Annotated in this window: 26 protein-coding genes and 5 tRNA genes; 20 read left to right on the forward strand and 11 right to left on the reverse strand. The window is 72.7% G+C overall.

The features are described 5' to 3' along the window. Positions 1–35: 35 nt before the first annotated feature. From AC230_RS18260 to AC230_RS18285, 6 genes are all read right to left on the reverse strand, one after another. Positions 36–458 (reverse strand): roadblock/LC7 domain-containing protein, encoded by a 423-nt coding sequence (locus AC230_RS18260; RefSeq protein WP_049717348.1) that lies wholly within the window; start codon positions 456–458, stop codon positions 36–38. A 1-nt stretch (position 459) separates the two neighbouring features. Then, positions 460–3,531, reverse strand: a complete 3,072-nt coding sequence (locus AC230_RS18265) for a nitrate- and nitrite sensing domain-containing protein (RefSeq protein ID WP_049717349.1) — start codon at positions 3,529–3,531, stop codon at positions 460–462. Between the two features lie 354 nt (positions 3,532–3,885). Next, positions 3,886–4,467 (reverse strand): GTP-binding protein, encoded by a 582-nt coding sequence (locus AC230_RS18270; RefSeq protein ID WP_078871356.1) that lies wholly within the window; start codon positions 4,465–4,467, stop codon positions 3,886–3,888. Further along, entirely contained in the window at positions 4,448–4,855 is a 408-nt protein-coding gene (locus AC230_RS18275; protein WP_049717351.1) for a DUF742 domain-containing protein, read from the reverse strand. The genes AC230_RS18270 and AC230_RS18275 overlap by 20 nt, the downstream gene beginning before the upstream one ends. A gap of 103 nt (positions 4,856–4,958) precedes the next feature. Beyond that, on the reverse strand, positions 4,959–5,372 hold the full coding sequence (locus AC230_RS18280; protein ID WP_049717352.1) for a roadblock/LC7 domain-containing protein: 414 nt from the start codon (positions 5,370–5,372) through the stop codon (positions 4,959–4,961). 9 nt (positions 5,373–5,381) lie between these two features. Continuing rightward, on the reverse strand, positions 5,382–8,993 hold the full coding sequence (locus AC230_RS18285; RefSeq protein WP_049717353.1) for a sensor histidine kinase: 3,612 nt from the start codon (positions 8,991–8,993) through the stop codon (positions 5,382–5,384). 475 nt (positions 8,994–9,468) lie between these two features. On the opposite strand from AC230_RS18285, the gene AC230_RS18290 reads away from it, so the two are divergent. The 11 genes from AC230_RS18290 to AC230_RS18340 all read left to right on the forward strand — a co-directional run bounded on the left by AC230_RS18290 (position 9,469) and on the right by AC230_RS18340 (position 14,717). Next, the gene (locus AC230_RS18290; protein ID WP_049717354.1) at positions 9,469–9,678 is read left to right on the forward strand and encodes a hypothetical protein; all 210 of its coding nucleotides are present in this window, start codon (positions 9,469–9,471) and stop codon (positions 9,676–9,678) included. Positions 9,679–9,765: 87 nt separating this feature from the next. Beyond that, positions 9,766–10,548: a fumarylacetoacetate hydrolase family protein gene (locus tag AC230_RS18295; protein ID WP_049717355.1), complete on the forward strand. Its 783-nt coding sequence runs from the start codon at positions 9,766–9,768 to the stop codon at positions 10,546–10,548. Next, on the forward strand, positions 10,541–12,022 hold the full coding sequence (gltX, locus tag AC230_RS18300) for a glutamate--tRNA ligase (protein ID WP_078871357.1): 1,482 nt from the start codon (positions 10,541–10,543) through the stop codon (positions 12,020–12,022). The genes AC230_RS18295 and gltX overlap by 8 nt, the downstream gene beginning before the upstream one ends. Positions 12,023–12,097: 75 nt before the next feature. Beyond that, the gene (locus tag AC230_RS18305) at positions 12,098–12,292 is read left to right on the forward strand and encodes a hypothetical protein (protein ID WP_049717357.1); all 195 of its coding nucleotides are present in this window, start codon (positions 12,098–12,100) and stop codon (positions 12,290–12,292) included. 59 nt (positions 12,293–12,351) lie between these two features. Further along, positions 12,352–13,083 (forward strand): HAD family hydrolase, encoded by a 732-nt coding sequence (locus AC230_RS18310; RefSeq protein WP_049717358.1) that lies wholly within the window; start codon positions 12,352–12,354, stop codon positions 13,081–13,083. Between the two features lie 89 nt (positions 13,084–13,172). Continuing rightward, positions 13,173–13,244 (forward strand) — tRNA-Gln (locus AC230_RS18315). Between the two features lie 62 nt (positions 13,245–13,306). Continuing rightward, positions 13,307–13,379, forward strand: a tRNA-Glu gene (locus AC230_RS18320). A 40-nt stretch (positions 13,380–13,419) separates the two neighbouring features. After that, positions 13,420–13,492, forward strand: a tRNA-Glu gene (locus AC230_RS18325). Positions 13,493–13,505: 13 nt separating this feature from the next. Next, positions 13,506–13,577, forward strand: a tRNA-Gln gene (locus tag AC230_RS18330). Between the two features lie 30 nt (positions 13,578–13,607). Then, positions 13,608–13,680: transfer RNA gene (locus AC230_RS18335), tRNA-Glu, on the forward strand. 89 nt (positions 13,681–13,769) lie between these two features. Beyond that, positions 13,770–14,717: an MEDS domain-containing protein gene (locus tag AC230_RS18340; RefSeq protein WP_049717359.1), complete on the forward strand. Its 948-nt coding sequence runs from the start codon at positions 13,770–13,772 to the stop codon at positions 14,715–14,717. Here the strand turns inward: AC230_RS18340 and AC230_RS18345 are convergent. Further along, complete coding sequence (locus AC230_RS18345) at positions 14,632–15,360, reverse strand: IclR family transcriptional regulator (protein ID WP_049717360.1); 729 nt, start codon at positions 15,358–15,360, stop codon at positions 14,632–14,634. The two genes, AC230_RS18340 and AC230_RS18345, sit on opposite strands and share 86 nt — an antisense overlap. 97 nt (positions 15,361–15,457) lie before the next feature. On the opposite strand from AC230_RS18345, the gene leuC reads away from it, so the two are divergent. The 4 genes from leuC (at position 15,458) to AC230_RS18365 (ending at position 18,731) form a co-directional block, all read left to right on the forward strand. Further along, positions 15,458–16,879, forward strand: a complete 1,422-nt coding sequence (gene leuC, locus AC230_RS18350; RefSeq protein WP_049717361.1) for a 3-isopropylmalate dehydratase large subunit — start codon at positions 15,458–15,460, stop codon at positions 16,877–16,879. A 64-nt stretch (positions 16,880–16,943) separates the two neighbouring features. Further along, a complete protein-coding gene (gene leuD, locus AC230_RS18355; protein WP_049717484.1) occupies positions 16,944–17,537 on the forward strand; it encodes a 3-isopropylmalate dehydratase small subunit in 594 nt (197 codons plus the stop codon). A 170-nt stretch (positions 17,538–17,707) separates the two neighbouring features. Next, a complete protein-coding gene (locus tag AC230_RS18360; protein ID WP_049717362.1) occupies positions 17,708–17,953 on the forward strand; it encodes an SCO5555 family protein in 246 nt (81 codons plus the stop codon). Between the two features lie 121 nt (positions 17,954–18,074). Next, a complete protein-coding gene (locus tag AC230_RS18365) occupies positions 18,075–18,731 on the forward strand; it encodes an HU family DNA-binding protein (RefSeq protein WP_049717363.1) in 657 nt (218 codons plus the stop codon). A gap of 109 nt (positions 18,732–18,840) precedes the next feature. Here AC230_RS18365 and AC230_RS18370 read toward each other — a convergent pair whose 3' ends face one another. Together AC230_RS18370 and cofC are read right to left on the reverse strand one after the other, a co-directional pair. Next, positions 18,841–19,053, reverse strand: coding sequence for a hypothetical protein (locus tag AC230_RS18370; RefSeq protein WP_049717485.1), 213 nt, complete (start codon positions 19,051–19,053; stop codon positions 18,841–18,843). Positions 19,054–19,063: 10 nt separating this feature from the next. Next, positions 19,064–19,735, reverse strand: a complete 672-nt coding sequence (cofC, locus tag AC230_RS18375) for a 2-phospho-L-lactate guanylyltransferase (RefSeq protein ID WP_049717364.1) — start codon at positions 19,733–19,735, stop codon at positions 19,064–19,066. 199 nt (positions 19,736–19,934) lie between these two features. Here cofC and AC230_RS18380 point away from each other — a divergent pair, with 199 nt between their 5' ends. From AC230_RS18380 to AC230_RS18390, 3 genes are read left to right on the forward strand one after another with little or no spacing between them, the layout of a single operon-like run. Then, positions 19,935–20,693, forward strand: coding sequence for a lysophospholipid acyltransferase family protein (locus AC230_RS18380; protein WP_049717365.1), 759 nt, complete (start codon positions 19,935–19,937; stop codon positions 20,691–20,693). After that, the gene (locus AC230_RS18385; RefSeq protein ID WP_049717366.1) at positions 20,690–21,691 is read left to right on the forward strand and encodes an NAD(P)H-dependent glycerol-3-phosphate dehydrogenase; all 1,002 of its coding nucleotides are present in this window, start codon (positions 20,690–20,692) and stop codon (positions 21,689–21,691) included. Before AC230_RS18380 ends, AC230_RS18385 begins: the two co-directional genes overlap by 4 nt. Before the next feature lie 48 nt (positions 21,692–21,739). Further along, positions 21,740–22,888, forward strand: coding sequence for a D-alanine--D-alanine ligase family protein (locus AC230_RS18390; protein WP_049717367.1), 1,149 nt, complete (start codon positions 21,740–21,742; stop codon positions 22,886–22,888). Here AC230_RS18390 and AC230_RS18395 read toward each other — a convergent pair. Together AC230_RS18395 and AC230_RS18400 are read right to left on the reverse strand one after the other, a co-directional pair. Beyond that, entirely contained in the window at positions 22,885–23,418 is a 534-nt protein-coding gene (locus tag AC230_RS18395) for a DUF3515 domain-containing protein (protein WP_241833268.1), read from the reverse strand. The genes AC230_RS18390 and AC230_RS18395 overlap by 4 nt on opposite strands. 19 nt (positions 23,419–23,437) lie before the next feature. Further along, a complete protein-coding gene (locus AC230_RS18400; RefSeq protein WP_049717368.1) occupies positions 23,438–23,671 on the reverse strand; it encodes an Lrp/AsnC ligand binding domain-containing protein in 234 nt (77 codons plus the stop codon). Between the two features lie 185 nt (positions 23,672–23,856). Between AC230_RS18400 and AC230_RS18405 the strand changes: the two genes are divergently transcribed. Then, positions 23,857–24,873 carry a thiamine-phosphate kinase gene (locus AC230_RS18405; RefSeq protein WP_049717369.1) on the forward strand — a complete coding sequence of 339 codons (1,017 nt, stop codon included), beginning with the start codon at positions 23,857–23,859 and terminating at the stop codon, positions 24,871–24,873. Between the two features lie 9 nt (positions 24,874–24,882). Then, entirely contained in the window at positions 24,883–25,698 is an 816-nt protein-coding gene (gene thiD, locus AC230_RS18410) for a bifunctional hydroxymethylpyrimidine kinase/phosphomethylpyrimidine kinase (RefSeq protein WP_049717370.1), read from the forward strand. Positions 25,699–25,707 lie beyond the last annotated feature (9 nt).

The raw sequence follows: 25,707 nt of genomic DNA on the forward strand, positions 1-25,707 counted from the left end.
TAAGGCGCGGTGGCGCGAAACGCACTGCCTCTTTGCTAGTTGAGAAGGCTCCCCTGCAGTTCGGCGCGGAGGTCGGGCGTCAGCACGTTGCCCGCGCGGTCGACCAGGAGGGCCATCTCGTAGCCCACGAGGCCGATGTCGCACTCCGGGTGCGCCAGGACGGCCAGCGACGAGCCGTCCGAGATCGACATGATGAAGAGGAAGCCGCGCTCCATCTCCACCACGGTCTGGTTCACGGCGCCGCCCTCGAAGATCCGGGACGCACCCGCGGTCAGCGAGGTCAGGCCGGAGGCCACCGCCGCCAGCTGGTCCGCGCGGTCCCGCGGAAACCCTTCGGACATGGCCAGAAGGAGTCCGTCGGCGGAGACCACGACGGTGTGGGACACCCCTGGGGTGTTCTCCACGAAACTGGTGATCAACCAGTTCAGGTTCTGCGCCGCCTGGCTCATCGGGCTCACACTAACGCTCCTGCTCGTAGGTGCCGCCGGGGCCGAAGCCCTGGTCGTGTTGCTGGTGCTGCTCCTGCGCGGTGATCGCGGGGAACTCCGAGGAGTCCGTTCCCGCGCTGCGCCCCTGCTGGACACCGCGGCGCAGGTTGGCGAGCCGGCCGCGGACGTCCTCCGGTGCTCGGGATATCTGCGGCTGCCCCGGTCGCTGCGCCGCGGCGTCCGCCGCCTTGCCCTCGACCAGATTGGCCCTGGGCACCCGGCGGGGGAGACCGGAGGAGGTCATTCCACCGGCCTTCGGCGTCCGGAGCTGCTCGGCGCGGTGCCAGCGCTCGTCGTTGGCCGACTGCGCCGCGGCTCCGCCCTCGTCCGCCCTCTCGGACTGCCGGGACCCGTCCGCTGCTCCGCCGTCCCTGGTGGCCTCCTCGCCCGTGTCCGCCTGCTGCCACCGCTTGTCGCGCAGCGGCAGACCGGACCCGGTCAGCGAGGGAGGGCCGCTCGTGGCGGGGCCCGGACGGTCGAACTCTACGCGCTCCGGCTGGGCCGTGTCAGCGGTCGGCTGAGATTCCGATTCCGCTCCGTAACCCGGCGTGTACGCATGCTGGTACGTACCTGACTCGGCCCACTCGCCTTGCGCGGCCGGGGCGTTGTAGTCGCCGTACGTCTGCTGGTCCGTGAAGCCGCCCTGGGCGTAGCCGCCTTCCGTATACGGGAAGGGGGTCTGCTGGGTGTCGTGCGGCGCGGGGGAGTGCGGGCCGGGGGCCTGCGGTGCCGGGTAGTCGTGGGACTGCTGCTCGGGGAACAGCGGGTCGCCCGGGGCGGATTGCGCCGCGGCCTGGGCCTGCGCCTCCTCCAGGGCCGCCCGGCGCTCCTCGCGCAGCCGCGAGCGGCCCAGCGGGTCGAGCGCGCGGTCGCCGGCGTTCGGCGCCGCCTCGTAGCGCGAGTCGTCGAAGCCGAGTTCCGCCGCGGTGCGCGTGCCCGGCACGGCCGGGGCGGCCTGCTGCTCGGGGACGATGCGGGAGACCGTGAAGTCGTCGCCGGCCGTCTCGTCCTCGCCGCCGCCACCGTGCGTGATGCGCTCGGGGAGCATGACCAGCGAGGTGGTGCCGGCCTGTTCGCCGGAGGGGCGCAGCTGGACGCGGATGTCGTGCCGCATGGCCAGCCGGCCGACCACGAACAGGCCCATGCGCTGGGAGATCGCGGCGTCCACGGTCGGCGGGTTGGCCAGCCGGTGGTTGATGTCCGCGAAGTCCTCGGGGGTGAGCCCGATGCCCTTGTCGTGGATCTCGATCATCACGCGGCCGTCGGGCAGCCGGGTCGCGGTGACGCGGACCTTGGTGTGCGGGGAGGAGAACGTGGTGGCGTTCTCCAGCAGCTCGGCGAGCAGGTGCACGAGGTCGGTCACGGCCAGGCCGTGGATCTCGGCCTCCGGGACGCCGTCCAGCTCGATGCGCTCGTACGCCTCCACCTCGGAGGAGGCCGCGCGGAGCACGTCCACCAGCGGGATCGGCTGGTCCCAGCGGCGGCCGGGCTCCTCGCCGGCGAGGATGAGGAGGTTCTCGCCGTTGCGGCGCATGCGGGTGGCGAGGTGGTCGAGCCGGAAGAGGTTCTCCAGCTGGTCCGGGTCGGCCTCGTTGTTCTCCAGCCCGGTGATGAGCTCCAGCTGGCCCTCGATCAGGCTCTGGTTGCGGCGCGAGAGGTTGGTGAAGATCGCGTTGACGTTGCCCCGCAGCATGGCCTGCTCGGCGGCGAGCCGGACGGCCTCGCGGTGGACCTGGTCGAAGGCGCGGGCGACCTCGCCGATCTCGTCCTTGGTGGTGATCGGGATCGGCTGCACCCGGGTGTCGATCCGGCCCGGCTCGGTGCGCGAGAGCTGGTCGACCAGCGCGGGCAGGCGCTGCTCGGCGACCTCGAAGGCGGCGCCGCGCAGCCGGCGCATGCTGCGGCTCATCGAGCGGGCGATGCGCCCGGCCACGAAGAACGCGGCGAGCAGGGCGACCACCATGACCGAGGAGTTGACGAGGGCGTCGCGCTGGGCGTCCTCGGAGACCTTGCCGGCCTCGTCCACGGCCTTGTCGGTCAGGTACTTCTCGACGTCGCGGTAGGCCTCGAACTTGCCGGTGGACAGGGCGTACCAGCTCTTGGCGGTGATGCCCTGCGCGGCCAGCCGCTGGTCGTCGGCGCCGGACATGATGGCCAGGGCGGCCTTGTTCTGCTTGTCCGACTGCGCCTTGGCGGCCAGCGTGTCCGACAGGCGCTGGACGTCGGCCTTGGAGCCGCCGCTGCGGTACTCGTCCGCGGCAATGTACTCCAGGAAGTTGTAGGAGGAGAAGGAGGTCAGCAGGAACTGCCGGTCCTTCGCGCTCATCTGGGGCCTGGCCAGCAGGTGCGCGCCCATGGAGCGCTGCAGCGACTCGGCGGCCTTCGCCAGCGAGACCGCGTAGACCATGCGGCCGTAGGAGGTGACGGTGCCGGTGCCCAGGCCGAGTTCGTTGGTGAAGGCCATCAGCGGACGCTGGATGGAGCCGTAGGCGTCCTCGGTCTTGGCCGCCTCGCTCCGGTAGGCGTTCTTCCGGATGGCCGGAAGCTTCGGCTCGGCGTCGCGGACGGCCTTCAGACGGCGCTGGAGGCTCTCGGTGTCCGGCATGGACGTGACGGCCTTGTCGAAGGCCGCGCGGGCCGAATCGGTCGTCTCGCGGGCCTTCTTGACGGCCTCGTCGTCGCGCTCGCCGGAGAGCAGCGGGATGACGCTCGCGTCGCGCTCCTCCAGGATCGCCTGCGCGTAGTCGGCGGCGGAGCGCACGACGCGGGCGGTGTCCGCGGCGTCCTCGGCCTCGGTCCAGGTGTCGACCGACTTCTTGACGTCGAGTCCGCCGAAGACGAGGGCGACGAGCACCGGGATGAGGAGGATCGCGTTCAGCCGGGTGGCCACCCGCCAGTTGCGCGGCGAGAAGCGGCCGCCCTCGCCCTGGGGCACGGCGACGGGCTCGGGGGCGCCGGGGGAGGACGCCGCCTGTGACGGTGGTGTGAAGTTGCCCCGCGCGTCTCGTGCCTGCTGCGCGGTGCCTGTCTTTCTTCGCCTCACTCGTCCAACAACCTCTCGGCGCCGGCACGGGGGGTCGTGCCGTCTTTCGGCTGGACCGTCGACGGCCCAGTTCGGGAAATTCCAGCACGCCGGGCAGGCGCGTTCCAAACACCGGGCGGAGCCGGTGCCCGGCGCGACGGACGCGACATAAAACGGGCATTAAGAGCGAGCGGCGCCAAAAGGCGGGCCGTTCGTGCGCGCAGCGGAAGCGGGCGAACGCGGACCGTGCTGCCGTCCTGTCGCGAGCGGGTCAATTCACTGTCGAAACGTTATGAAGCGCGGCGGCGGGCCGTGGCCAATCCCACAGCCCGCCGGAATTCGATCTTCCGCGCTTTTGCGGTCACTTGACGCGGATTACTTGAGACGGGCCATCAGCGCGTGCTCGACCAGCGTGATGAGCGTGCTCTTCGCCTCGTTCCGGTGCCGCGCGTCGGTGGTGACGATGGGCGCGTCGGGGCCGATCTGCAGCGCCTCGCGCACTTCCTCGGGAGCGTAGGGCTGTTCGCCGTTGAACCCGTTGAGGGCGATGACGAACGGCAGGCCGCTGTTCTCGAAGTAGTCGACCGCCGGGAAGCAGTCGGCGAGCCGCCGGGTGTCGACCAGGACGACCGCCCCGATGGCACCGCGGACGAGGTCGTCCCACATGAACCAGAACCGGTCCTGCCCGGGCGTGCCGAACAGATACAGGATCAGGTCGTCGTCCAGGGTGATGCGGCCGAAGTCCATGGCGACGGTCGTCGTCGTCTTGTCCTGGACGTGGCTCAGGTCGTCGATGCCCGCGGACGCGGACGTCATCACGGCCTCGGTGCGCAGCGGGCTGATCTCCGAGACGGCGCCGACGAAGGTGGTCTTGCCCACGCCGAAGCCGCCGGCCACCACGATCTTCGCGGAGGTGGTGGAGCGGCCGGCGTTCCCGCTAGAGCTTCCGAAGTCCACTGAGAACCCTTTCGAGCAGTGTCACGTCCGGCGTTCCGCCGGTCTCGCCGCCGCCGCCCGGCTGGTGGATCGCCACCATGCCGGCCTCCGCCAGGTCCGCGACCAGGATCCGCGCCACCCCGAGGGGCATGTTCAGCAGCGCGGAGACCTCCGCGACCGACTTGACCTCGCGGCACAGGTGGCAGATCCGCTGGTGCTCCGGGAGCAGGGTCCCCAGCTGGGACGGGTCGGCCGTCGAGCTGACGAGTGCCTCGATGGCGAGCTGGTAGCGCGGCCGGGTCCGGCCGCCCGTCATGGCGTAGGGACGGACCAGTGGCTGATCGCCCTCACTCCCGTACGGCATATGGTGCGATGCGCCGTACGGGCCGGGCGAGACGGGCGGGGTCATGAATCCTCCGGGCGGGACAGCAGGAAGGCAATGATGCCGTCGAGCGGGGGCCGGTGGGAGCTTTCGGCCGTACGGTCGGACGGGATTTGCGGTGTGTGTACGGTCAGTTCAGCAGGCTTCCCTGCAGTTCGGCGCGGAGGTCGGGCGTCAGGACGGTGCCCGCGCGGTCGACCAGGAGGGCCATCTCGTAGCCCACGAGGCCGATGTCGCACTCCGGGTGCGCCAGGACGGCCAGGGAGGAACCGTCCGAGATCGACATGATGAAGAGGAAGCCGCGCTCCATCTCCACCACGGTCTGGTTCACGGCGCCGCCCTCGAAGATCCGGCTGGCGCCGGAGGTCAGCGAGGTCAGGCCGGAGGCCACCGCCGCCAGCTGGTCCGCGCGGTCCCGGGGGAACCCTTCGGACATGGCGAGCAGAAGTCCGTCGGCGGACACCACCACCGTGTGGGACACCCCCGGGGTGCTCTCCACGAAGTTGGTGATCAACCAGTTCAGATTCTGCGCCGCCTGGCTCATCGGACTCAACTAACGCTCCTGCTGGTAGGTGGGGCCAACGTTGTTGTTGCTACCGGTGGCCGGCCCGGTGCCGGCCTGGCGTCCCTGCTGGATGCCGCGGCGGAGGTTGGTCAGGCGGCCGCGCACGTCGTCGGGCGCGCGCGAGACCTGCGGGCCTCCGGGCAGGGACTGCTGCTGGGCCGTGCCCTCCACGAGGTTGGCACGGGGGACACGGCGCGGCAGACCGGACGTGGTGGTGCCGCCGGCGAGGGGCTCGCGCAGCTGCTCGGCCCGGCGCCAGCGCGCGTCGTTGGGGGACTCGTTCCAGCCCTGCGGCGCGGTGCCGTCGCCCGCCGGCGCACCGCCGGTGAGCGGGTCGCGGCGCGGCTCGCGCCGGGGCAGCCGCTGCTGCCCGTCGGCCGGCCGGTTCTCCTCGCCGGGGAACCAGTGCGACTCCAGCTCCTGGAAGAGCGGGGTGCCCGCCGGCGGCGTCCCGGCGCCCGGCTCGGGCACGGGGGCGAGCTGCGGGAACTGCGCGGTGTCCGTGGGCTGTCCGGTGCCCGGCAGGGGGGTCTGCCCGGTGGTGCGGCTCTCCGGCTCGGGCACCGGCGCGAGGCGCGGGTACGAGCCGGTGGCGGCCGGGTCCTCGGGCAGCGGGCCCTGTCCGGTGGTGCTGTTGTCCGGCACCGGCGCGAGCTGTGGGAACTGCGCCGTGTCGGAAGGCCGTGCGCCCTCGTCGCCGGGCAGCGCGAACTGGCCGGTGGTCTGCGGCTCGTCGGCCCGGGGGCGGGCGAACTGGCCGGTGGTCTGCGCCTGGTCGGCCTGCGGCCGGGCGAACTGGCCGGTGGTCTGCGGGTCTTCGTGGCCCGTGGCCGGCGCCTCGTCGGCCTGGGGCCGCGCGAACCGGCCGGTGTCACCGGGGCCGGCGAAGGCGTCCGGGGCGGCGCCCTGCTCGTGGCCGCGCGGGGTCTCCCGCGCGGCGCGGCCGGAGTCGGAGGCGAGCGGCCAGTCGTCCGCCGGGGCCGCCGGGGCGGCGGGCTTGTCGCTGCCCCAGCTCGGTGCCGGACGGGTGGGCAGGCCGGAGCCGGCGCCCTCGCCGTTCCCGCCGCGGGGCGCGTCGGCCGCGCCGCGCTTGGGCAGCTTGCCCACCGGGGCGATGACGGCCGGGCGCTTGCCGCCCCGGGCCGGGAGCGGCGGGCGGCCGTCGTCGGCCTTGCGGTCCGACGCGGAGGGCGGGTTGGGCGACTCGAAGAGGCTCGGACCGCCGGTCGGCGCGCCGGCGCCCGGGGCCGACCCCTTGACGCGGGTGGGCAGACCGCTCTTGGTCTTGCCGCCGGTCCGCGAGGGGATCGGCGGGCGCGGGCCGGCGGCCGCGTCCGCGGCGCCGCCCTGCTGCGGGGCGCCGCCGCCGGGCAGCGACGGGGCCGGCTTGGACATGGACGGGCCCGCCGGGCCGCCGGGGGCACCCGGGGCACCGGGCGCACCGGGCGCGCCGCCGCCGGGCAGGCCCGGCATCCCGCCGCCGGGCGCGCCGGGGACGCCGGGCATGCCGGGGGCACCGCCCGGGGCGCCGGGGCCGGGCCGCTTGTTGCCCTGGGCCACGTCGACGGGGAGCATGACGAGCGCCGTGGTGCCGCCGGAGTCGGACGGCCGGAGCTGGATGCGGATGCCGTGCCGCAGGGACAGGCGGCCGACCACGAACAGACCCATGCGCCGCGAGACGGAGACGTCCACGGTGGGCGGGCTGGCGAGCCGCTCGTTGATCGCGGCCAGGTCCTCGGCGGACAGGCCGATGCCGGTGTCGTGGATCTCGACCAGGACGCGGCCGTCGGGCAGCGCGTGACCGGTGACCTTGACCTTGGTCTGAGGGGAGGAGAACGACGTCGCGTTCTCCAGCAGCTCGGCGAGGAGGTGCACGAGGTCGTTGACCACGCGGCCCGCGACCTCGGTCGCCGGCACGCCGGTCAGCTCGATGCGCTCGTACTGCTCCACCTCGGACGCGGCGGCGCGGAGGACGTCGACCAGCGGGACCGGGCGGGTCCACCGGCGGCCCGGCTCCTCACCGGCGAGAACGAGGAGGTTCTCACCGTTACGGCGCATACGGGTCGCGAGGTGGTCGAGCTTGAAGAGCGAGGAGAGCTGGTCCGGGTCGGCCTCGCGGGACTCCAGTTCGGAGATGAGCGACAGCTGACGCTGGATGAGGCCCTGGGAACGCCGCGAGAGGTTGGTGAACATCGCGTTGACGTTGCCCCGGAGGAGGGCCTGCTCGGCGGCGAGGCGGACCGCCTCGCGGTGCACGTCGTCGAAGGCCGCGGCCACCTTGCCGATCTCGTCGCGGCTGTGGACGCCGACGGACTCGACGGAGGTGTCGACGTCCTGCGGGTCGGCCTCGGAGAGCTGCTTGACGAGCTCGGGCAGCCGGTCGTGGGCGACCTTCTGGGCGGTGTCCTGGAGGCGGCGCAGCGAGCGCACCATGGACCGGGACACGACGAAGGCGCCGACCAGCGAGATGCCGAGGACGAGGACGATCAGGGCGGCGTTGAAGATGGCGTCCTGCTGGGCGTCGTCGCGCAGCTCGGCGGCCTTCTGCTCCATCTGGCTGAGGAGCGTGGCCTCGATGCGCCGCATCTCGTCCAGCTTGGTGGTGTCCTGGTCGAACCAGTCGCGGTAGCTCTTGGGGTCGGTCTTGAGCAGCTCGGGGTTGGTCAGTGCCCGGTCCGCATAGGTCTGCGCGGCGGCGATCTCGGTCTGGCTGCCGTTCAGCGCCTGCATCAGCTCACGGTCCCGGTCGCCGTGGATGGCGGTGAAGCGGGAGAGGGCCTCGCCCTCCTCGTAGGTGGCCGAGTGACCGTACTGGCGGTCGTTCTCCGTGAGGCGGGGGCCGCCCGGGGCGGCGAGCGCGGCGCTGATGACGGCGCGCTGGATGGAGGCGTACTCCTTGGCGGAGGAGAAGGTCGCCAGCGCACGGGTCGCGGAGATCATGTCGGCGTTGCTGGACGCCTGGGCCATGTCCTGGGAGAGCCCGTGCAGCGAGGTGACCAGACGGTTATAGGCGCTGACCGTCTGGGAGATGTAGCTGTCCTTGTGGTACGCGGTCTTCCGGATTTCGCCGATCTTCTTCAGCTGCCGGCTGATGTCGACGAGGGTGGCCGACACCCCGACCATCTGGTCGTCGTCGGCCTTCACCTTCGCGGTGACGTCCACGAAGTCCTTGATGGCCCGGTCGGTCTTCTGCCGGGAGGCGACGACGTCGTCGTTCTTCTTGTCGCCGCTGGTGAGCGGACCGGCGGAGCGGTCGCGCTCGTCCTGGAGCGCGCCGGCCAGCTCGGTGGCCGCCCCGGTCATGTCCGTCAGCAGCTTCATGTGGTCGAGCTGGTCGACGTTCTTGAGCGAGTCCTCGATGCGCAGACCACCCAGGGCCGTCGCGGCCACGACGGGGAGGGTGAGCAGCGAGACGAGGCGGGTCGAAATGCGCCAGTTGCGCAGGGCTATTCGTGAGCCCGGCCCGCTGGGGCCCTTCGCCTTCGGCCGTTCGGCGGGTTCGCCACCGTTCGGCGCGTCGACGGACGTGCCGCGGTCGGTAGCACCGCGCGGCTCCTTCTCCGCCGCAGCGTTGCTGTCCCTCTTGAAACGTCCCTGCACTAGCGTCGCAACCTCTGGACCAGGCGCCCCACCGGGTGAGCGGAGGGACGATGTCGAGTCGTGGGGGGACCGCGGTGCCCCCCTGGCGGTCCGTGGAATTCCAGCACAGTGCCGGATCTCCCAACAAGGCCGGTGCACCGCGCCCGGCGCCCGGTCACGGAGTGTTCCCGGCATGGTGACGCAGCGTGGATGACGGGGGTCTTTATATCGGGCGTAGGTGGATGAGTCACCCTCGCCGCCTCGAAGGACGCCGACTGTCCCAGTCGCCATGATCAGGAGCGGAACGTCAGGTTCAGTCCTGCGATGTCCCGTTTCGTTCGGCCTGTTCGCGCGCCGGTTTTGCGGCTTTTGCCGCGAGATTCGTGAGCAAACTCACAGGTGACTCCCGGCTTTCTCTCCGCTAGGCCGGGGAAAGGCGCGCCTAGCCTGGTCCTTTGCGCATCTGCCCGTCACCCCGACCACACGAGGCACTCCAGTGACCACCACCTCCAAGCCCAACCGCCCCACCCGCCCCGCCCCGCGGAAGACGGCCAACCCGCGCCGCACCACGCTCGCGCACCGGGCGGACAGCACCGGCCTGTTCGACGCCGAGCGCCCGGAGCACCCGGTGGAGCTGCCGTCCGTCACCGCCAACCCGCGCCGCACCACCCTCATGGTGGCGCCGGCCGCGCCGGACCAGGACTGAGCCCGCGGCGCACGGGACGCCCACGGCTCCCGGGATAGCCTGGAGCGTCAGACTCCGGCCGGATTCAGATAAGGGGCCCAGCAACCCGTGCGCATCGCCAGATTCTCCATCGACGGCAACGTCGGATACGGCGTCGTGGAGGGGGACGCCTCCGTAGAGGGCGGCCCCGTCCTCGACATCATCAAGGGCATCCCCTACGGCGACTTCGAGCTCAGCGGCACCAAGGTCCCGCTGGACAAGGTGCGCCTGCTGCCCCCCGTCCTGCCCAGCAAGGTCGTCGCCATCGGCCGCAACTACGCCGAGCACGCCGCGGAGCTGGGCAACGAGGTGCCCGAGGTGCCCGTCGCCTTCTTCAAGCCGTCCACCTCGGTCGTCGGCCCCGCCGACCCGGTCGTGTACCCCTCCTTCTCCCAGGAGCTGCACCACGAGGCCGAACTGGCCGTGGTCATCGGCCGCATGTGCCGCGAGGTCCCGCGCGAGCGCGTCAAGGACGTCATCCTCGGCTACACCTGCGCCAACGACGTCACCGCGCGCGACGTCCAGCAGCGCGAGAAGCAGTGGGCCCGTGCCAAGGGCTTCGACTCCGCCTGCCCGCTCGGCCCCTGGATCGAGACCGAGCTGGACCCGGCCGACCTCGCCATCACCTGCACGGTCAACGGCGAGACCCGGCAGAGCGGCCGCACCTCGCAGATGCTGCGCCCGGTCGAGGACCTCATCGTCCACATCACCGAGGCGATGACGCTGCTCCCCGGCGACGTCGTCCTGACCGGCACCCCGGCCGGGGTCGGACCCCTGCACGACGGCGACGAGGTCGCCGTCACCATCGAAGGCATCGGCACTCTCACCAACAAGGTGATCAAGCGTGGCTAACGCGACCGCGAACGTCCGTGTTCGTTTCTGTCCCTCCCCGACCGGCAACCCCCACGTGGGCCTGGTCCGCACCGCCCTCTTCAACTGGGCGTTCGCCCGCCACCACGGCGGCACCCTGGTCTTCCGCATCGAGGACACCGACGCGGCGCGCGACTCGGAGGAGTCGTACGAGCAGCTGCTCGACGCCATGCGCTGGCTGGGCTTCGAGTGGGACGAGGGCCCCGAGGTGGGCGGCCCCCACGCGCCGTACCGCCAGTCGCAGCGCATGGACATCTACCGGGACGTCGCGCAGAAGCTGCTCGACGCCGGCTACGCCTACCGGTGCTACTGCACCGCCGAGGAGCTGGACGCCCGCCGCGAGGCCGCCCGCGCCGCCGGGAAGCCGTCCGGCTACGACGGCAAGTGCCGCGTCGTGACGCCCGAGCAGAAGGCCGCCTACGAGGCCGAGGGCCGCCAGTCGATCGTCCGCTTCCGCATGCCCGACGAGACGATCACCTTCACCGACCTCGTCCGCGGCGAGCTGACCTTCACCCCGGAGAACGTCCCGGACTTCGGCATCGTCCGGGCCAACGGCGCCCCGCTCTACACGCTCGTCAACCCCGTCGACGACGCCCTGATGGAGATCACCCACGTCCTGCGCGGCGAGGACCTGCTCTCCTCCACCCCGCGCCAGATCGCCCTCTACAAGGCGCTGATCGAGCTCGGCGTCGCCAAGGCCGTCCCCGAGTTCGGCCACCTGCCCTACGTCATGGGCGAGGGCAACAAGAAGCTCTCCAAGCGCGACCCGCAGTCGTCGCTCAACCTCTACCGCGAGCGCGGCTTCCTGCCCGCCGGGCTGCTCAACTACCTCTCCCTGCTGGGCTGGTCGCTCTCCGCCGACCAGGACATCTTCTCGATGGACGAGATGGTCGCCGCCTTCGACATCTCGGCCGTCAACGCCAACCCGGCCCGCTTCGACCTGAAGAAGGCCGAGGCGATCAACGCCGACCACATCCGGCGGCTGGAGGTGAAGGACTTCGTCGAGGCGTGCCGGCCGTGGCTGCGCGCCCCGCACGCGCCGTGGGCGCCGGAGTCCTTCGACGCGGCCGCCTTCGAGGCGCTGGCCCCGCTGGCCCAGACCCGCCTCACCGTCCTCTCGGACATCACGGCCAACGTCGACTTCCTCTTCCTGCCCGAGCCCGTCGAGGACGAGGCGTCCTGGGCCAAGGCCATGAAGGAGGGCTCGGACGCGCTGCTGCGCACGGCCCGCGAGAAGCTGGCCGCCGCGGAGTGGAACGCCGAGGCGATCAAGGCCGCCGTCGTCGCCGCGGGCGAGGAGCACGGCCTCAAGCTCGGCAAGGCCCAGGCCCCGGTCCGCGTCGCCGTCACCGGCCGCACCGTCGGCCTGCCGCTCTTCGAGTCCCTGGAGATCCTCGGCCGCGAGCGCACGCTGGCGCGCGTGGACGCGGCGCTGGCGAAGCTGGCCGCCGCGTAACGGTTCTGTCCGAAACGGTGCCCGGGAGCCGGCCGAGGCTCCCGGGCACCGTCGTGTTCTCCCTAGGGTGAACGCATGTGCGACGAGAAGCGTGAACGCGACGAGAGGCGACGGGCCGGCGACGAGGCGGACCTCCACCGGGGCGCGGCCGCCGACCTGGCCGTCGAGGCGGCCGCGTCGGGCGGCCTGTCCGCCGTGGCGCACGCCGTGACGGCCGTGGGCCGCGCGGTGGCCCACGGCGCGAGGGCGGCCGTGGAGGCGCTGACGTAGGCCGGCCGGCGGGGCGGAAGGCCCCGCGGACGCCCGTCGCGGCCGGTACCGTCGGTCGTGTGACCGTACGAGCCGTCCTCTGGGACGTCGACGACACCCTCTTCGACTACGCCGGCTCCGACCGGACCGGCCTGGCCCGGCACCTCGCGGCCGAGGGCCTGCTCACCCGGTACGGCACCGCGGAGCGGGCCCTCTCGCTGTGGCGGGAGATCATGGAGGCGCAGTTCGCCCGCTTCCTCGCCGGCGAGATCGACTTCAGGGAGCAGCGCCGCGAGCGCGTCCGCGCCTTCCTCGGCGTCCCGCTCGGCGACGCCGAGGCCGACACCTGGTTCGCCGGCTACGTACGGCACTACGAGGCCGCCTGGGCCCTCTTCCCCGACGCCCGCCCCGCCCTGGAGGCCCTGGGCCGCCACTGCCGCCAGGCGGTGCTCTCCAACGCCGCCACGGCGCAGCAGCGGCGCAAACTGGCCGCCCTCGGGGTCCGCGGCCACTTCGAGGAGATCCTCTGCGCCGACCTGCTCGGCCGCGCCAAACCCGACCCCCGTGCCTTCCTGGACGCCTGCGCCGCGCTCGGCCTGCGCCCCGGGGAGGTCGTCTACGTGGGGGACCAGCTGGAGACGGACGCGGTCGCGGCGCGGGCCGCGGGGCTGCACGGGGTGTGGCTGGACCGTACGGGAGGGGCGGACGGGGCCGTCCTGCCGGACGGCGTCCGGCGCGTCCGGGGGCTCGGCGAGCTGCCCGCGCTGCTGCGCCCGGTTATCGATTTTGGTGCCCCGTCCACCTTCGGGTAATGTTCTTCCTGCGCCGCCCGGGAGGGCCGAGAGGCCGGAGCGGGGGGCGCGAGCCCGAGCAAGACCCCTTCACGGGGGTCGAGTTCTGGTGGGGTATGGTGTAATTGGCAGCACGAGTGATTCTGGTTCACTTAGTCTAGGTTCGAGTCCTGGTACCCCAGCAAGAGAATTTCGGAATTCCTTCGAATTACTGATAACGTTCTCTTCGAAAATGCAGTGACTAGCCCCCGTTGTGTAGCGGCCTAGCACGCCGCCCTCTCAAGGCGGTAGCGCCGGTTCGAATCCGGTCGGGGGTACTGGTTCCTGACAGGTTGGCTCCTGACAGGAATCGCTGGGGCCCCCGTTGTGTAGCGGCCTAGCACGCCGCCCTCTCAAGGCGGTAGCGCCGGTTCGAATCCGGTCGGGGGTACTGGTTCACACCATGGGCTATGGTGTAATTGGCAGCACGAGTGATTCTGGTTCATTTAGTCTAGGTTCGAGTCCTGGTAGCCCAGCGCAAGACCTCACGGTCGAGCAAATGACTTGCCCCCGTTGTGTAGCGGCCTAGCACGCCGCCCTCTCAAGGCGGTAGCGCCGGTTCGAATCCGGTCGGGGGTACGAGGGGAAATGCCTCCCGCTTCGGCGGGGGGCATTTCCTTTTTCTCGCGCCCTTTCCGGGGCCGGGGCCCGCCACCATAATTCCCGGCATGGTCCCTCCCGGTGGCGCGCTCCGCCCGGTCCACGCCGGTGACCTCCGGCCCGGCGACCACGTCTGTCTGCCCTTCGCGTCGGACGAGGAGCGGACCACGGTCCTCCAGGACGTCGTACGCGGCGGCCTGGACGCCCGGGACAAGATCCTCCACCTGGCGGGGCCCGGTGAGCCGCCCGCCCCCGTGGGCGAATCCCTGGCACTCGAAGGAGAGTTGGAGCCCGCCGCGCTGCTCGGCCGGCTGCGCCGGGCCGCGGACCGCTCGCGGGCGGAGGGCTTCCGCGCCCTGCGGATCACCGGCGGCCCCGGGGCGGCCGGCCCGCGCGACGTCCACGGGCTGCTGCGCTACGAGGCGCTGCTGGAGGCGGAGTTGGGGCCGGGGCGGGCGCTGGCCGTCTGCCTCTACGACGTCCGCCGGGCCCCGGGCGCGCTGGAGGTGTGCGGGGCGGCCCACGCGCGCCGCGTCGAGGCCGACCCCCTGGTGCGGACGCCCGGGCTCCTCGTCGTCCGCACCCACCGCCCGCCCGGGCTGCGCCTGGAGGGCGTCGTGGACGCCGCCGCGCGCCGACCGCTGCGGGACGCCCTGCGGTCCGTGGCGGACGTCCGGGAGGACGTCCGGCTGGACGTCTCCCGGGCCGAGTTCCCGGACCTCGGCGGGCTGCGGCTGCTGATGGGCTTCGCGCGGGCCCGCGCCGCCCGCCACCGCGTCGTCGAGCTCTCGGGCCTCGCGCCGCAGCAGGCCCGGATCATCACCCTCATCGGCTGGGACCGGACGCCGGGGCTCGCGCTGTCCGGGCCGGGCCGGCCGCCCCAGCCGCCGCCCCTGCGGGGCCGGGGCGCCGCTCACCGCGGAGGCGAGGTCAGCCGCTCCTCCGGAGCGTTTCCGTCAGGCGCACCGCCGCGTCCAGGACGGCCTGGGCGTGCATGCGGCCAGGGTGGCGCGTGAGGCGCTCGATGGGGCCGGAGACCGAGACGGCGGCGACGACGCGGTTGGAGGGGCCGCGGACGGGCGCGGAGACGGACGCGACGCCCGGCTCGCGCTCGCCGATCGACTGCGCCCAGCCCCGCCGCCGGACGCCGGACAGCGCCGTCGCCGTGAAGCGGGCCCCCTGCAGCCCGCGGTGCAGCCGCTCCGGCTCCTCCCAGGCCATGAGCACCTGGGCCGCCGAGCCCGCCTTCATGGGCAGCGTGGACCCCACGGGCACCGTGTCCCGCAGTCCGGACAGCCGTTCCGCGGCGGCCACGCAGATCCGCATGTCGCCCTGGCGGCGGTAGAGCTGGGCGCTCTCGCCCGTCACGTCGCGCAGATGCGTGAGCACCGGCCCGGCCGAGGCCAGCAGCCGGTCCTCGCCGGCCGCGGCGGCCAGCTCGCTCAGCCGCGGGCCGAGGATGAACCGGCCCTGCATGTCGCGCGCCACCATCCGGTGGTGCTCCAGGGCAACCGCCAGCCGGTGCGCCGTCGGGCGCGCCAGCCCGGTGGCCGTGACCAGCCCGGCGAGCGTGGCCGGGCCGGACTCCAGAGCGCTCAGCACCAGAGCCGCCTTGTCGAGAACGCCCACTCCGCTCGAGGCGCCGCCAGAATTGTCCATGCAACGATACTCGCGTCTCACTCTGTGAAACGCAAGTTCATTATCCGGCGGAAGCCGCCAACCTGGACCCACAGCACCCAACCCCGGAGGGACAGCGATGGGACGGACACTGGCGGAGAAGGTCTGGGACGACCACGTCGTCACGCGCGCCGAGGGCGAGCCCGACCTGCTCTTCATCGATCTGCACCTGCTGCACGAAGTCACCAGCCCGCAGGCGTTCGACGGGCTGCGCAAGGCCGGGCGCACGGTCCGCCGCCGCGACCTGACCATCGCCACCGAGGACCACAACACCCCCACGCTCGACATCGACAAGCCCATCGCGGACCCCGTCTCCCGCACCCAGCTGGAGACCCTGCGCCGCAACTGCGCCGAGTTCGGCGTACGGCTGCACCCGCTGGGCGACGTGGAGCAGGGCGTCGTCCACGTGGTGGGACCGCAGCTGGGACTGACCCAGCCCGGCACCACGGTCGTCTGCGGCGACAGCCACACCTCCACCCACGGGGCGTTCGGCGCGCTCGCCTTCGGCATCGGCACCAGCCAGGTCGAGCACGTGCTGGCCACCCAGACGCTGCCGTTGGCGCCGTTCAGGACGATGGCCGTCACCGTCGAGGGCGAACTCCCCGCCGGCGTCACGGCGAAGGACCTGATCCTGGCCGTCATCGCCAGGATCGGCACCGGCGGCGGCCAGGGCCACGTCATCGAGTACCGAGGCCCCGCCATCGAGAAGCTCTCGATGGAGGCCCGGATGACCGTGTGCAACATGTCCATCGAGGCGGGCGCCCGGGCCGGGATGATCGCCCCCGACGAGACGACGTTCGCGTACCTCAAGGACCGCCCGCACGCCCCGAAGGGCGCCGACTGGGACGCGGCGGTCGCCTACTGGCGCACCCTGCGCACCGACGACGACGCGGTGTTCGACCGCGAGGTGGTCATCGACGCGTCCGAGCTCTCGCCGTTCGTCACCTGGGGCACCAATCCGGGGCAGGGCGCGCCGCTCGCGGCCGCCGTCCCCGACCCGGCCTCCTTCGCGGACCCCTCCGAGCGCTTCGCCGCCGAAAAGGCCCTGGAGTACATGGACTTGACGCCGGGTCAGCGGCTGCGGGACGTCCGGGTGGACACCGTCTTCGTCGGCTCCTGCACCAACGGGCGGATCGAGGACCTGAGGGCCGCGGCGGCCGTCCTGCGCGGCCGCTCCGTGGCCGAGGGTGTCCGCATGCTGGTCGTCCCCGGCTCGGTGCGGGTGGCGCTCCAGGCCGTCGAGGAGGGCCTGGACAAGGTGTTCACCGCCGCCGGCGCCGAGTGGCGGCACGCGGGCTGCTCGATGTGCCTGGGCATGAACCCCGACCAACTGGCGCCCGGCGAGCGGTCGGCGTCCACCTCGAACCGCAACTTCGAGGGCAGGCAGGGCAAGGGCGGCCGCACCCACCTCGTCTCGCCCCAGGTCGCCGCCGCCACCGCGGTCCTGGGGCACCTCGCCTCGCCGGCCGACCTGACGGCCGAACCCGCCCTGGTGGCCTGAGGCGCACGGCACCGCACCCCCGCACGCCGACCGCAGCACACCGCACGAGCAACAGGAGAGCATGGTGGAAGCCTTCACCGCACACACCGGCCGGGCCGTCCCGCTGCGCCGCAGCAACGTCGACACCGACCAGATCATCCCCGCGCACTGGCTCAAGAAGGTCACCCGCGACGGTTTCGAGGACGGGCTCTTCGAGGCGTGGCGCAAGGACCCGGAGTTCGTCCTCAACCGCCCCGAGCGCGCCGGCGCCTCGGTCCTGGTGGCGGGCCCCGACTTCGGCACCGGCTCGTCGCGCGAACACGCCGTCTGGGCGCTGCAGAACTACGGGTTCAGGGCCGTCGTCTCGTCCCGCTTCGCGGACATCTTCCGCGGCAACTCGCTGAAGAACGGGCTCCTGACGGTCGTCCTGCCGCAGGGGACCGTGGAACGGCTCTGGGAGCTGACCGAGGCCGACCCCGCCGCGGAGGTGACCGTCGACCTCGTGGCCCGCGAGGTGCGGGCCGAGGGCATCACGGCCGGTTTCGACCTTGACGAGAACGCCCGGTGGCGGTTGCTGGAGGGGCTCGACGACATCGGGCTGACCCTCCGGCACGAGGCCGACATCGCCGCCTTCGAGGCCCGCCGGCCCGGCTTCAAGCCCTCCACGGCCCTGGTCTGAGGCCGGATTTCACGCCCGTTCGGCGGAGCGCCAGGACCTCCGGGGGACCCCGGATTTCCGCTGCTCACCCCAGGTTTGGCATGATGCGCCCCCTGTCTTCGGACAGGGGGCGCACCGCTTTGTTGAGGCCCTGTGAGGCGACAACTCGCCTCAGATGGCACAATCGGTGCATGGAACGCGACAGCCAACTCGAGCTCTACCGGCTCGTCGCGGACCGGCTCAAGGAAGCGCACTCCCGGGTGCGCACACTGCAAGTCCCGGAGGGCGTACGGATGGCGCTGTCCCGGAAGCTGCTGGCCATCACGGCCGCGGCGAAGCACGATCTCTCAGGCGCGGCACTGCGTCTGGACCGGCTGATGAAGGACCTCGACGAGGGCCGTTTCCCTTCAGAGCGCGGCACCGACGGAACTCCGTGATGGGTCGGGTTCGTTGCGGCACAAGGGTGATTAGACCGTTTCGTGTTTGATTTGCGGTATATATCTGCCTAACGTGCGAAAACGCTGGAACAATTCCAGCAAAGTCTCCGAAGGGGAAGACGTGAACAAGGCGCAGCTCGTTGAAGCGATTGCCGACAAGATGGGCGGCCGGCAGCAGGCCGCCGACGCCGTCGACGCCGTACTCGACGCCATTGTGCGGGCCGTTGTGGCCGGCGACCGGGTCTCGGTCACCGGCTTCGGTTCGTTCGAGAAGGTCGAGCGCCCGGCCCGTTACGCCCGCAACCCGCAGACGGGCGAGCGGGTTCGGGTCAAGAAGACGGCGGTGCCGCGCTTCCGCGCCGGCCAGGGCTTCAAGGACCTGGTGAGCGGCTCGAAGAAGCTGCCGAAGGGCGGCGAGGTCGCGGTGAAGAAGGCGCCCAAGGGCAGCCTCACCGGCGGCAAGGCCACCACCAAGGCCGCCGCCAAGAAGGCCACCGCGAAGAAGGCGACCGCCAAGAAGACCACCGCCAAGAAGGCGGCTCCGGCGAAGAAGACGACCGCCGCGAAGACCACGGCGAAGAAGACCACGGCGAAGAAGGCGGCCCCGGCCAAGGCCACCGCCAAGAAGACCACGGCGAAGAAGACCACCGCCGCGGCGAAGAAGACCACGGCCAAGAAGACCGCCCCGGCGAAGAAGGCGGCCGCGGTCAAGGCTCCGGCGCGCAAGACCACCGCGCGCAAGACCACGGCCAAGAAGACCGCGGCCAAGAAGAAGTAAAGGCTGCGGTCGGCGTCACGCGCCGGGCCGGGCTCCCTCCGGGGAGCCCGGCCCGCGGTGCGTGCGGCCCCGGCGCGGCCCCGCGGGGCCGTGAACGCCCTTGCGGGCCTCAGAAGGTCTGGAGGGTCACCAACGTCACACGGAGGCCCTCCGGGGCGTCCTCGGAGCCCTCGCACTCGATCCGCACCCGCTGCCCCGGCCGCAACAGCCGCAGGCCGCCCGCGTCGAACGCGGCGGCGTCGAAGGGCACCGGGGTGCCGTCGTCCAGGAGGACGCTGCCGCAGCGGGTTTCGGGATCGTAGGTGTACGCGGTGGCCTGCATGCCCACGAGCCTAGTCCGTCACCGCGCCCCCGGCCGCCCGCGGAACCCCCGCCTCCGGCCGGCCCCCGGCCACCGCGGCCGTCCACGGGCCCACGCCCAGCGCCAGCGCGGCCCGCAAATCCGCGCCGGTGTCCACGTCCCGGCGCACGGAATCCACGTCCGGCAGCAGGATTTCGCGGGCGCCCGACGCCCGGTGCCGGGCGCGCGAGCGGCCCTCGAACGCCGGCGCCAAAGGTATTCCGGGAGCCGCCGCCAGCAGCGTCGTCCCGATTCCCGCCGCGTCGGCGAGAAATGCGCGGGGGAATTCCGCGGCCGAATCGAGCACCCGCCCGAGTTCGGGCGTGCGCAGCGCGGGGAGATCGGCGTTCAGGGTCGCCACCGCGGCCCCCGGGCGGTGCGCGCGCACGGTGTGCGCCCCGTGCGCCAGCGCCGCGTTCAGCCCCCGCCCGCCGGGCGGTTCGGGCACCGTGCGCGCGCCCAGCGCGGCCAGCTCCGCGGCCGCGCGCCGATCGCCGGTGACGACCACCACATCGTCCACCGCCGCACAGGCCAGCGCCGCGGCCACGGTGTCCAGCGCGAAGGCCAGCGCCAGCGCGGAGCGGGGCACGGCCCCCACGGCGTCCGCCAGGCGGCTCTTGGCCCGGTCCAGCGGCTTCAGCGGCACCACCAGGGTCCAGGCCACGGGCGGTCCTTCCTTCCTCGTCCGGCGCTCGTCTCGCGCACGGCGTTCATTGTTGCCCGCCCCCGGCTGCCGAGGCCGACGGAGGGGCACGGGGTTACGGTGTTCTCGACAGACCGGGTACCCGGGGCGACACTTGTCCGGCCGCAGGGTGCGCAGCGGACCCGCGGAAGGTTCCAGGTCCCAAGAGAAGGGTGTACGGGTGTCCCGCCACAGAATCGGCTTCTGGTACCGCTTTACGGCGGTGTTGGCGAAACCGCCGCTCGTGGTTCTGTTCAAGCGGGAGTGGCGCGGAATGGAGCACATTCCGGCCGACGGCGGCTTTATCACCGCCGTCAACCACAACTCCTATCTGGACCCGCTCTCCTACGCCCACTTCCAGTACAACACCGGGCGCGTGCCGCGCTTCCTGGCCAAGGCGGGCCTGTTCCGCAACGGCTTCGTCGGCACCCTGCTGCGCGGCACCGGCCAGATCCCCGTCTACCGCGAGAGCACCGACGCCGCCAACGCCTTCCGCGCCGCCGTCGACGCCATCAACAGGGGCGAGTGCGTGGCCTTCTACCCCGAGGGCACCCTCACCCGCGACCCCGACATGTGGCCCATGGAGGGCAAGACCGGCGCCGCCCGCGTCGCGCTGCTCACCCGCGCGCCGGTGATCCCGGTCGCCCAGTGGGGCGCGCACGAGGCCATGCCGCCGTACGCCAAGGAGAAGAAGCTGCGGCTCTTCCCGCGCAAGACCCTCAAGGTGCTGGCCGGCCCCCCGGTGGACCTCTCGGCGTACTACGGCAAGGAACCGACCGCGGAGGTGCTGCGCGAGGCCACCGAGAAGATCATGGCCGCGATCACCGAACTCCTCGCCGAACTCCGGGGCGAGCCCGCCCCCGCCGAGCCCTACACCCTCAAGAAGGCCCGCGCCGCGGCCCGTCGCGGGAACGCGCCGGCGCGGAAGGAGACCACGTGACGCGCTGTGCCGTCTTCGGAACCGGTTCCTGGGGCACCGCGTTCGCGATGATCCTCGCCGACGCCGGGTGCGAGGTGACCCTGTGGGGCCGCCGCGCCTCGGTCGTCGAGGCCGTCAACACCGGCCGGACGAACCCCGACTACCTCCCCGGCGTCGAACTCCCCGCCGCCGTACGGGCCACGACCGACCCCGCCGAGGCGGCGGCCGGCGCCGACTTCACCGTCCTCGCGATCCCCTCGCAGACGCTGCGCGCCAACCTCGCCGAGTGGACGCCGCTGCTGGCCGGCGACACCGTGCTCGTCTCCCTGATGAAGGGCGTCGAACTCGGCACGGCCAAGCGGATGAGCGAGGTGGTCGAGGAGGTCGCCAAGGTCTCCGCGGACCGCGTCGCCGTCCTCACCGGTCCCAACCTCGCCAAGGAGATCGCGGCCCGGCAGCCCGCCGCCGCCGTCGTCGCCTGCCGCGACGAGGAGGTGGCCCGGCGGCTCCAGCGGGCCTGCCACACCGCGTACTTCCGCCCGTACACCAACACCGACGTCGTCGGCTGCGAACTCGGCGGCGCCGTCAAGAACGTCATCGCCCTCGCCGTCGGCATCGCCGCCGGCATGGGGCTCGGCGACAACGCCAAGGCGTCCCTCATCACCCGCGGACTGGCCGAGACCACCCGGCTGGGACTGGCGATGGGCGCCGACGCGCACACCTTCGCCGGACTCGCGGGCATGGGCGACCTCGTCGCCACCTGCTCCTCGCCGCTCTCGCGCAACAACACCTTCGGCCGCAACCTCGGCCGCGGCATGAGCCTGGAGGAGACCATCGCGGTCACCCGGCAGACCGCCGAGGGCGTCAAGTCCTGCCAGTCCGTGCTGGATCTGGCGCGAAGGCACCATGTCGACATGCCGATCACGGAGACCGTCGTGGACATCGTCCACGAGGGCAAGCCCCCCATGGTCGCCCTCCGGGAGCTGATGTCGCGCAGCGCCAAGCCCGAACGGCACTGACCCGAGCGGCGCGGGGACACGGGTGCCACAAGGTACTCTCGACGCGATATGAGCAGCGAGAACCCCACCCAGAACCCCGACCGCAAGCCCCGCGTCGCGGTGGTCTTCGGCGGCCGCAGTTCCGAGCACGCGATCTCGGTGGTCACCGCGGGCGCCGTCCTGCGCGCGATCGACCGCACGAAGTACGACGTGCTGCCGATCGGCATTACCACCGACGGCCGTTGGGCGCTCACCGCCGACGATCCGGAGCGGATGGCCATCGCCGACCGCGCGCTGCCGAGCGTCGAGCAGCTCGCCGAGTCGGCCGAGGGCGAGGTCCTGCTGCCCGTCGCCCCCGACCGCCGCGAGGTCGTCTACTCCGAGCCGGGCGCCGTGCCCAAGGCCCTGGGCGAGGTCGACGTCGTCTTCCCCGTGCTGCACGGCCCGTACGGCGAGGACGGCACCCTCCAGGGCATGCTCGACCTCGCGGGCATCCCCTACGTCGGCGCGGGCGTCCTGGCCTCCGCCGTCGGCCAGGACAAGGAGTACATGAAGCGGATCTTCATCTCCTACGGGCTGCCCGTCGGCCCGTACGAGGTGATCCGCCCGCGCGAGTGGCAGGCCGACCCGGTGGCCGCCCGCCGCAAGATCGTGGACTTCGCGGACGAGCACGGCTGGCCGCTCTTCGTGAAGCCCGCCCGCGCCGGCTCGTCCATGGGCATCACCAAGGTCGACGACGCCGACGGGCTCGACGCGGCGATCGAGGAGGCGCGGCGCCACGACCCCAAGGTCGTCGTGGAGGCGCTGGTGCGCGGCCGCGAGATCGAGTGCGGGGTGCTGGAGTTCGAGGACGGGCCGCGCGCCAGCGTGCCCGCCGAGATCCCGCCGGTGGAGGCGCACAGCTTCTACGACTTCGAGGCCAAGTACATCGACTCCGCCTCCGGGATCGTGCCCGCGCCGCTCACCGACGAGGAGACCCGCCGCGTCCAGGAGCTGGCCGTGCGCGCCTTCGACGCCACCTCCTGCGAGGGCCTGGTCCGCGCCGACTTCTTCCTCGGCGAGGACGGCGAGTTCGTCATCAACGAGATCAACACCATGCCCGGCTTCACGCCGATCTCCATGTACCCGCGCATGTGGCAGGAGAGCGGCGTCGGTTACCCGGAGCTGGTGGACCGGCTGATCCAGGCGGCGCTGCGGCGGCCGACCGGGCTGCGCTAGGAGCGCGTGTCCTCCGGGTCCAGGGAGGGCACCGTCTTCTTGACGGCGGCGGCGAGATCGACGAGCGCGCTCATGTCGCCGCCGTCGCCCGCGACCTTCCCCGGCAGCGTCACCTCGATGTACACGGGACGCAGCGGGGTGGTGCAGCGGACGCCGCCGCCCCGGAGCCTCTCGGGGGCCCAGCTCACCCCGTCGACGACCGCCGAGCCGGTCGCCGGGTCGTCGAAGATCCTCGGCCGTGGCACCCCGCAGCGCAGGGTGATCGTGTTCTCGGCGGACCCGTCGCCCCAGGCGGCGGTGAAGTCCGAGGCCGGGTCGGTGGAGCGGCGCTCCAGACCGCCGACGGAGCCGGGGAGTTCCCGGTGCAGGTCCCGGCAGAGCGCGGCCTGCCGGCCCGTCGGCGGGGGCGAGGGCACCGCCGGCCCGGCCGCCCGGTCCGCCGCGGAGCAGGCGACGGCCGTGCACAGCAGGGCGGCGGCGGGCAGGCCGGCCAGGCGGCGGCCGGTCCGCCGGAGGAACAAAAAGGTCACCGGCCGAGCATACGAGGGGCTAGAGATGGACCACCGGGCAGGTCAGCGTGCGGGTGATGCCCTCGACCTGCTGGACCCTGGCCACGACCATCCGGCCCAGCTCGTCCACGGTGTCGGCCTGCGCGCGCACGATCACGTCGTACGGGCCCGTCACGTCCTCGGCCCGGATCACACCGTCGATCTTCGAGATGACTTCGGCCACGGTCGACGCCTTGCCGACCTCGGTCTGGATCAGGATGTACGCCTGTACCACGGAACCTCCAGGGCGGCTTCGAGGATCATGTGGGGAGAAGGGACGCCACCGTACCGCGCCGCCGCACGGCAGGGGGAGACCCGCGCTGCCTGCGCGGCGCGGCACCGCAGCGGTTCCGCGTCCGGCTTCGCGTCCCGTTCTGCAACTGACGAACACGGCAACGGAAAACTCCGAGGAGGAGCGCGGTGAAAGGCACTGTCGGCGAGTTGGGGGAGTTCGGGCTCATCAGGGAGCTGACGTCCCGGCTCACCACCACCCCGGCCGTCCGGCTCGGGCCGGGCGACGACGCCGCGGTGGTCGCCGCGCCCGACCGGAGGGTCGTGGCCAGTACGGACGTGCTCCTGGAGGGGCGGCACTTCCGCCGCGACTGGTCCACCGCCTACGACGTGGGACGCAAGGCCGCCGCCCAGAACCTGGCCGACATCGCCGCGATGGGCGCCGTGCCCACCGCGGTGCTCCTCGCCCTCGTCGTCCCCGCCGAACTCCCCGCCACCTGGCCGGTGGAGCTGATGGACGGCATCCGCGACGAGTGCCAGGTGGCCGGCGCGGCGGTGGTCGGCGGGGACGTGGTGCGGGGCGAGACGATCACCGTCTCCATCACCGCCCTCGGCGACCTGCGCAACCACGAGCCGGTCACCCGCTCCGGCGCCCAGCCCGGCGACGTCGTCGCCGTCACGGGCTGGCTCGGCTGGTCCGCGGCCGGACTCGCCGTCCTGGCACGGGGGTTCCGCTCCCCGCGCGCCTTCGTCGAGGCGCACCGCCGGCCCGAACCGCCCTACCACGCCGGGCCCGCCGCCGCCTCGCTCGGCGCCACGGCCATGACGGACGTCAGCGACGGGCTGATCGCGGACCTCGGGCACATCGCCGAGGCCAGCAAGGTCCGCATCGACCTGCACACCACCGCGATCGACGTCCCCACGCAGATGTCCGACATCGGGCAGGCGGTCGGGGTGGACCCCCTGCAGTGGGTGCTCACCGGGGGAGAGGACCACGCGATCGTCGCGACCTTCCCGCCGGACGTGAAGCTGCCCGCCCGCTGGCGGGTCATCGGCGAGGTGGTCAGCCCCTCCGCACTGCCGCAGGTGACGGTCGACGGCGCGCCGTGGGACCGGGCGAGCGGCTGGGACCACTTCGGGGACGGCTACGAGTACGGCGGCTTCGGGGACGAGGGCGCGGACGGGCCGGGGGAGGACGGGGCCTAGATTGGGCCCATGCCGACAGCCGCCGCCGTGCCCACGCCCGCGCCTCCCCGTGTCCTGACCGTCGCCGGCTCCGACTCCGGCGGCGGGGCGGGCGTCCAGGCCGACCTGAAGACCATGCTCGCCCTCGGGGCGCACGGCATGAGCGTCCTCACCGCCGTCACCGCGCAGAACTCCCTGGGCGTGCAAGGGGCTTGGCCGCTGCCGGCGGAGGCGGTGCGGGCGCAGTTCCGCAGCGTCGTGGACGACATCGGCGTCCAGGCCGTGAAGACCGGCATGCTCGCCTCGGCCGAACTCGTCGCGACCGTGGCCGAACTGCTCGCCGGGGTGGACGCGCCCGTCGTCTGCGACCCCGTCGGCATCTCCAAGCACGGTGACCCGCTGCTCGCCGCGTCCGCGCGGGACGCCGTGCGGCTGAAGCTCCTGCCGCTCGCGACCGTCGCCACGCCCAACCTCGACGAGGTGGCGTGGCTGACGGGCGTCCGCGTGCGGGGCGAGTCCGGCCTGCGGAGGGCGGCGGGGGCGGTGCTGGAGCTGGGGCCGCGGTGGGTGCTGGTGAAGGGCGGGCACCTCGCCGGGGACGCGGTGGACCTGCTCACGGACGGGACGACCGAGCGGTGGCTGCGGGCGGAGCGGCACGACAACCGGCACACGCACGGGACGGGGTGCACGCTGGCGAGCGCGATCGCCTGCGGGCTGGCGCGGGGCGCCTCCGTGCCGGACGCCGTCGCCTCCGCGAAGGAGTACGTGACCGGGGCGATCGCGGCCGGCTTCGCGCTGGGGGCGGGGATCGGGCCGGTGGACCACGGGTGGCGGTGGCGGGGCTAGCCCGCCGCC

It is taken from the genome of Streptomyces caatingaensis (assembly GCF_001187435.1).
Lineage (GTDB): Bacteria > Actinomycetota > Actinomycetes > Streptomycetales > Streptomycetaceae > Streptomyces > Streptomyces caatingaensis.

Bases quoted from the DNA above. Each gene is read 5' to 3' on its own strand.
- AC230_RS18345 (WP_049717360.1), bottom strand. From the start codon at position 15,360: ATGGACAATTCTGGCGGCGCCTCGAGCGGAGTGGGCGTTCTCGACAAG.
- AC230_RS18275 (WP_049717351.1), bottom strand. From the start codon at position 4,855: ATGACCCCGCCCGTCTCGCCCGGCCCGTACGGCGCATCGCACCATATG.
- AC230_RS18370 (WP_049717485.1), bottom strand. From the start codon at position 19,053: ATGCAGGCCACCGCGTACACCTACGATCCCGAAACCCGCTGCGGCAGC.
- AC230_RS18360 (WP_049717362.1), top strand. From the start codon at position 17,708: ATGGAACGCGACAGCCAACTCGAGCTCTACCGGCTCGTCGCGGACCGG.
- AC230_RS18305 (WP_049717357.1), top strand. From the start codon at position 12,098: ATGTGCGACGAGAAGCGTGAACGCGACGAGAGGCGACGGGCCGGCGAC.
- thiD (WP_049717370.1), top strand. From the start codon at position 24,883: ATGCCGACAGCCGCCGCCGTGCCCACGCCCGCGCCTCCCCGTGTCCTG.
- AC230_RS18280 (WP_049717352.1), bottom strand. From the start codon at position 5,372: ATGAGCCAGGCGGCGCAGAATCTGAACTGGTTGATCACCAACTTCGTG.
- leuC (WP_049717361.1), top strand. From the start codon at position 15,458: ATGGGACGGACACTGGCGGAGAAGGTCTGGGACGACCACGTCGTCACG.
- AC230_RS18340 (WP_049717359.1), top strand. From the start codon at position 13,770: ATGGTCCCTCCCGGTGGCGCGCTCCGCCCGGTCCACGCCGGTGACCTC.
- AC230_RS18390 (WP_049717367.1), top strand. From the start codon at position 21,740: ATGAGCAGCGAGAACCCCACCCAGAACCCCGACCGCAAGCCCCGCGTC.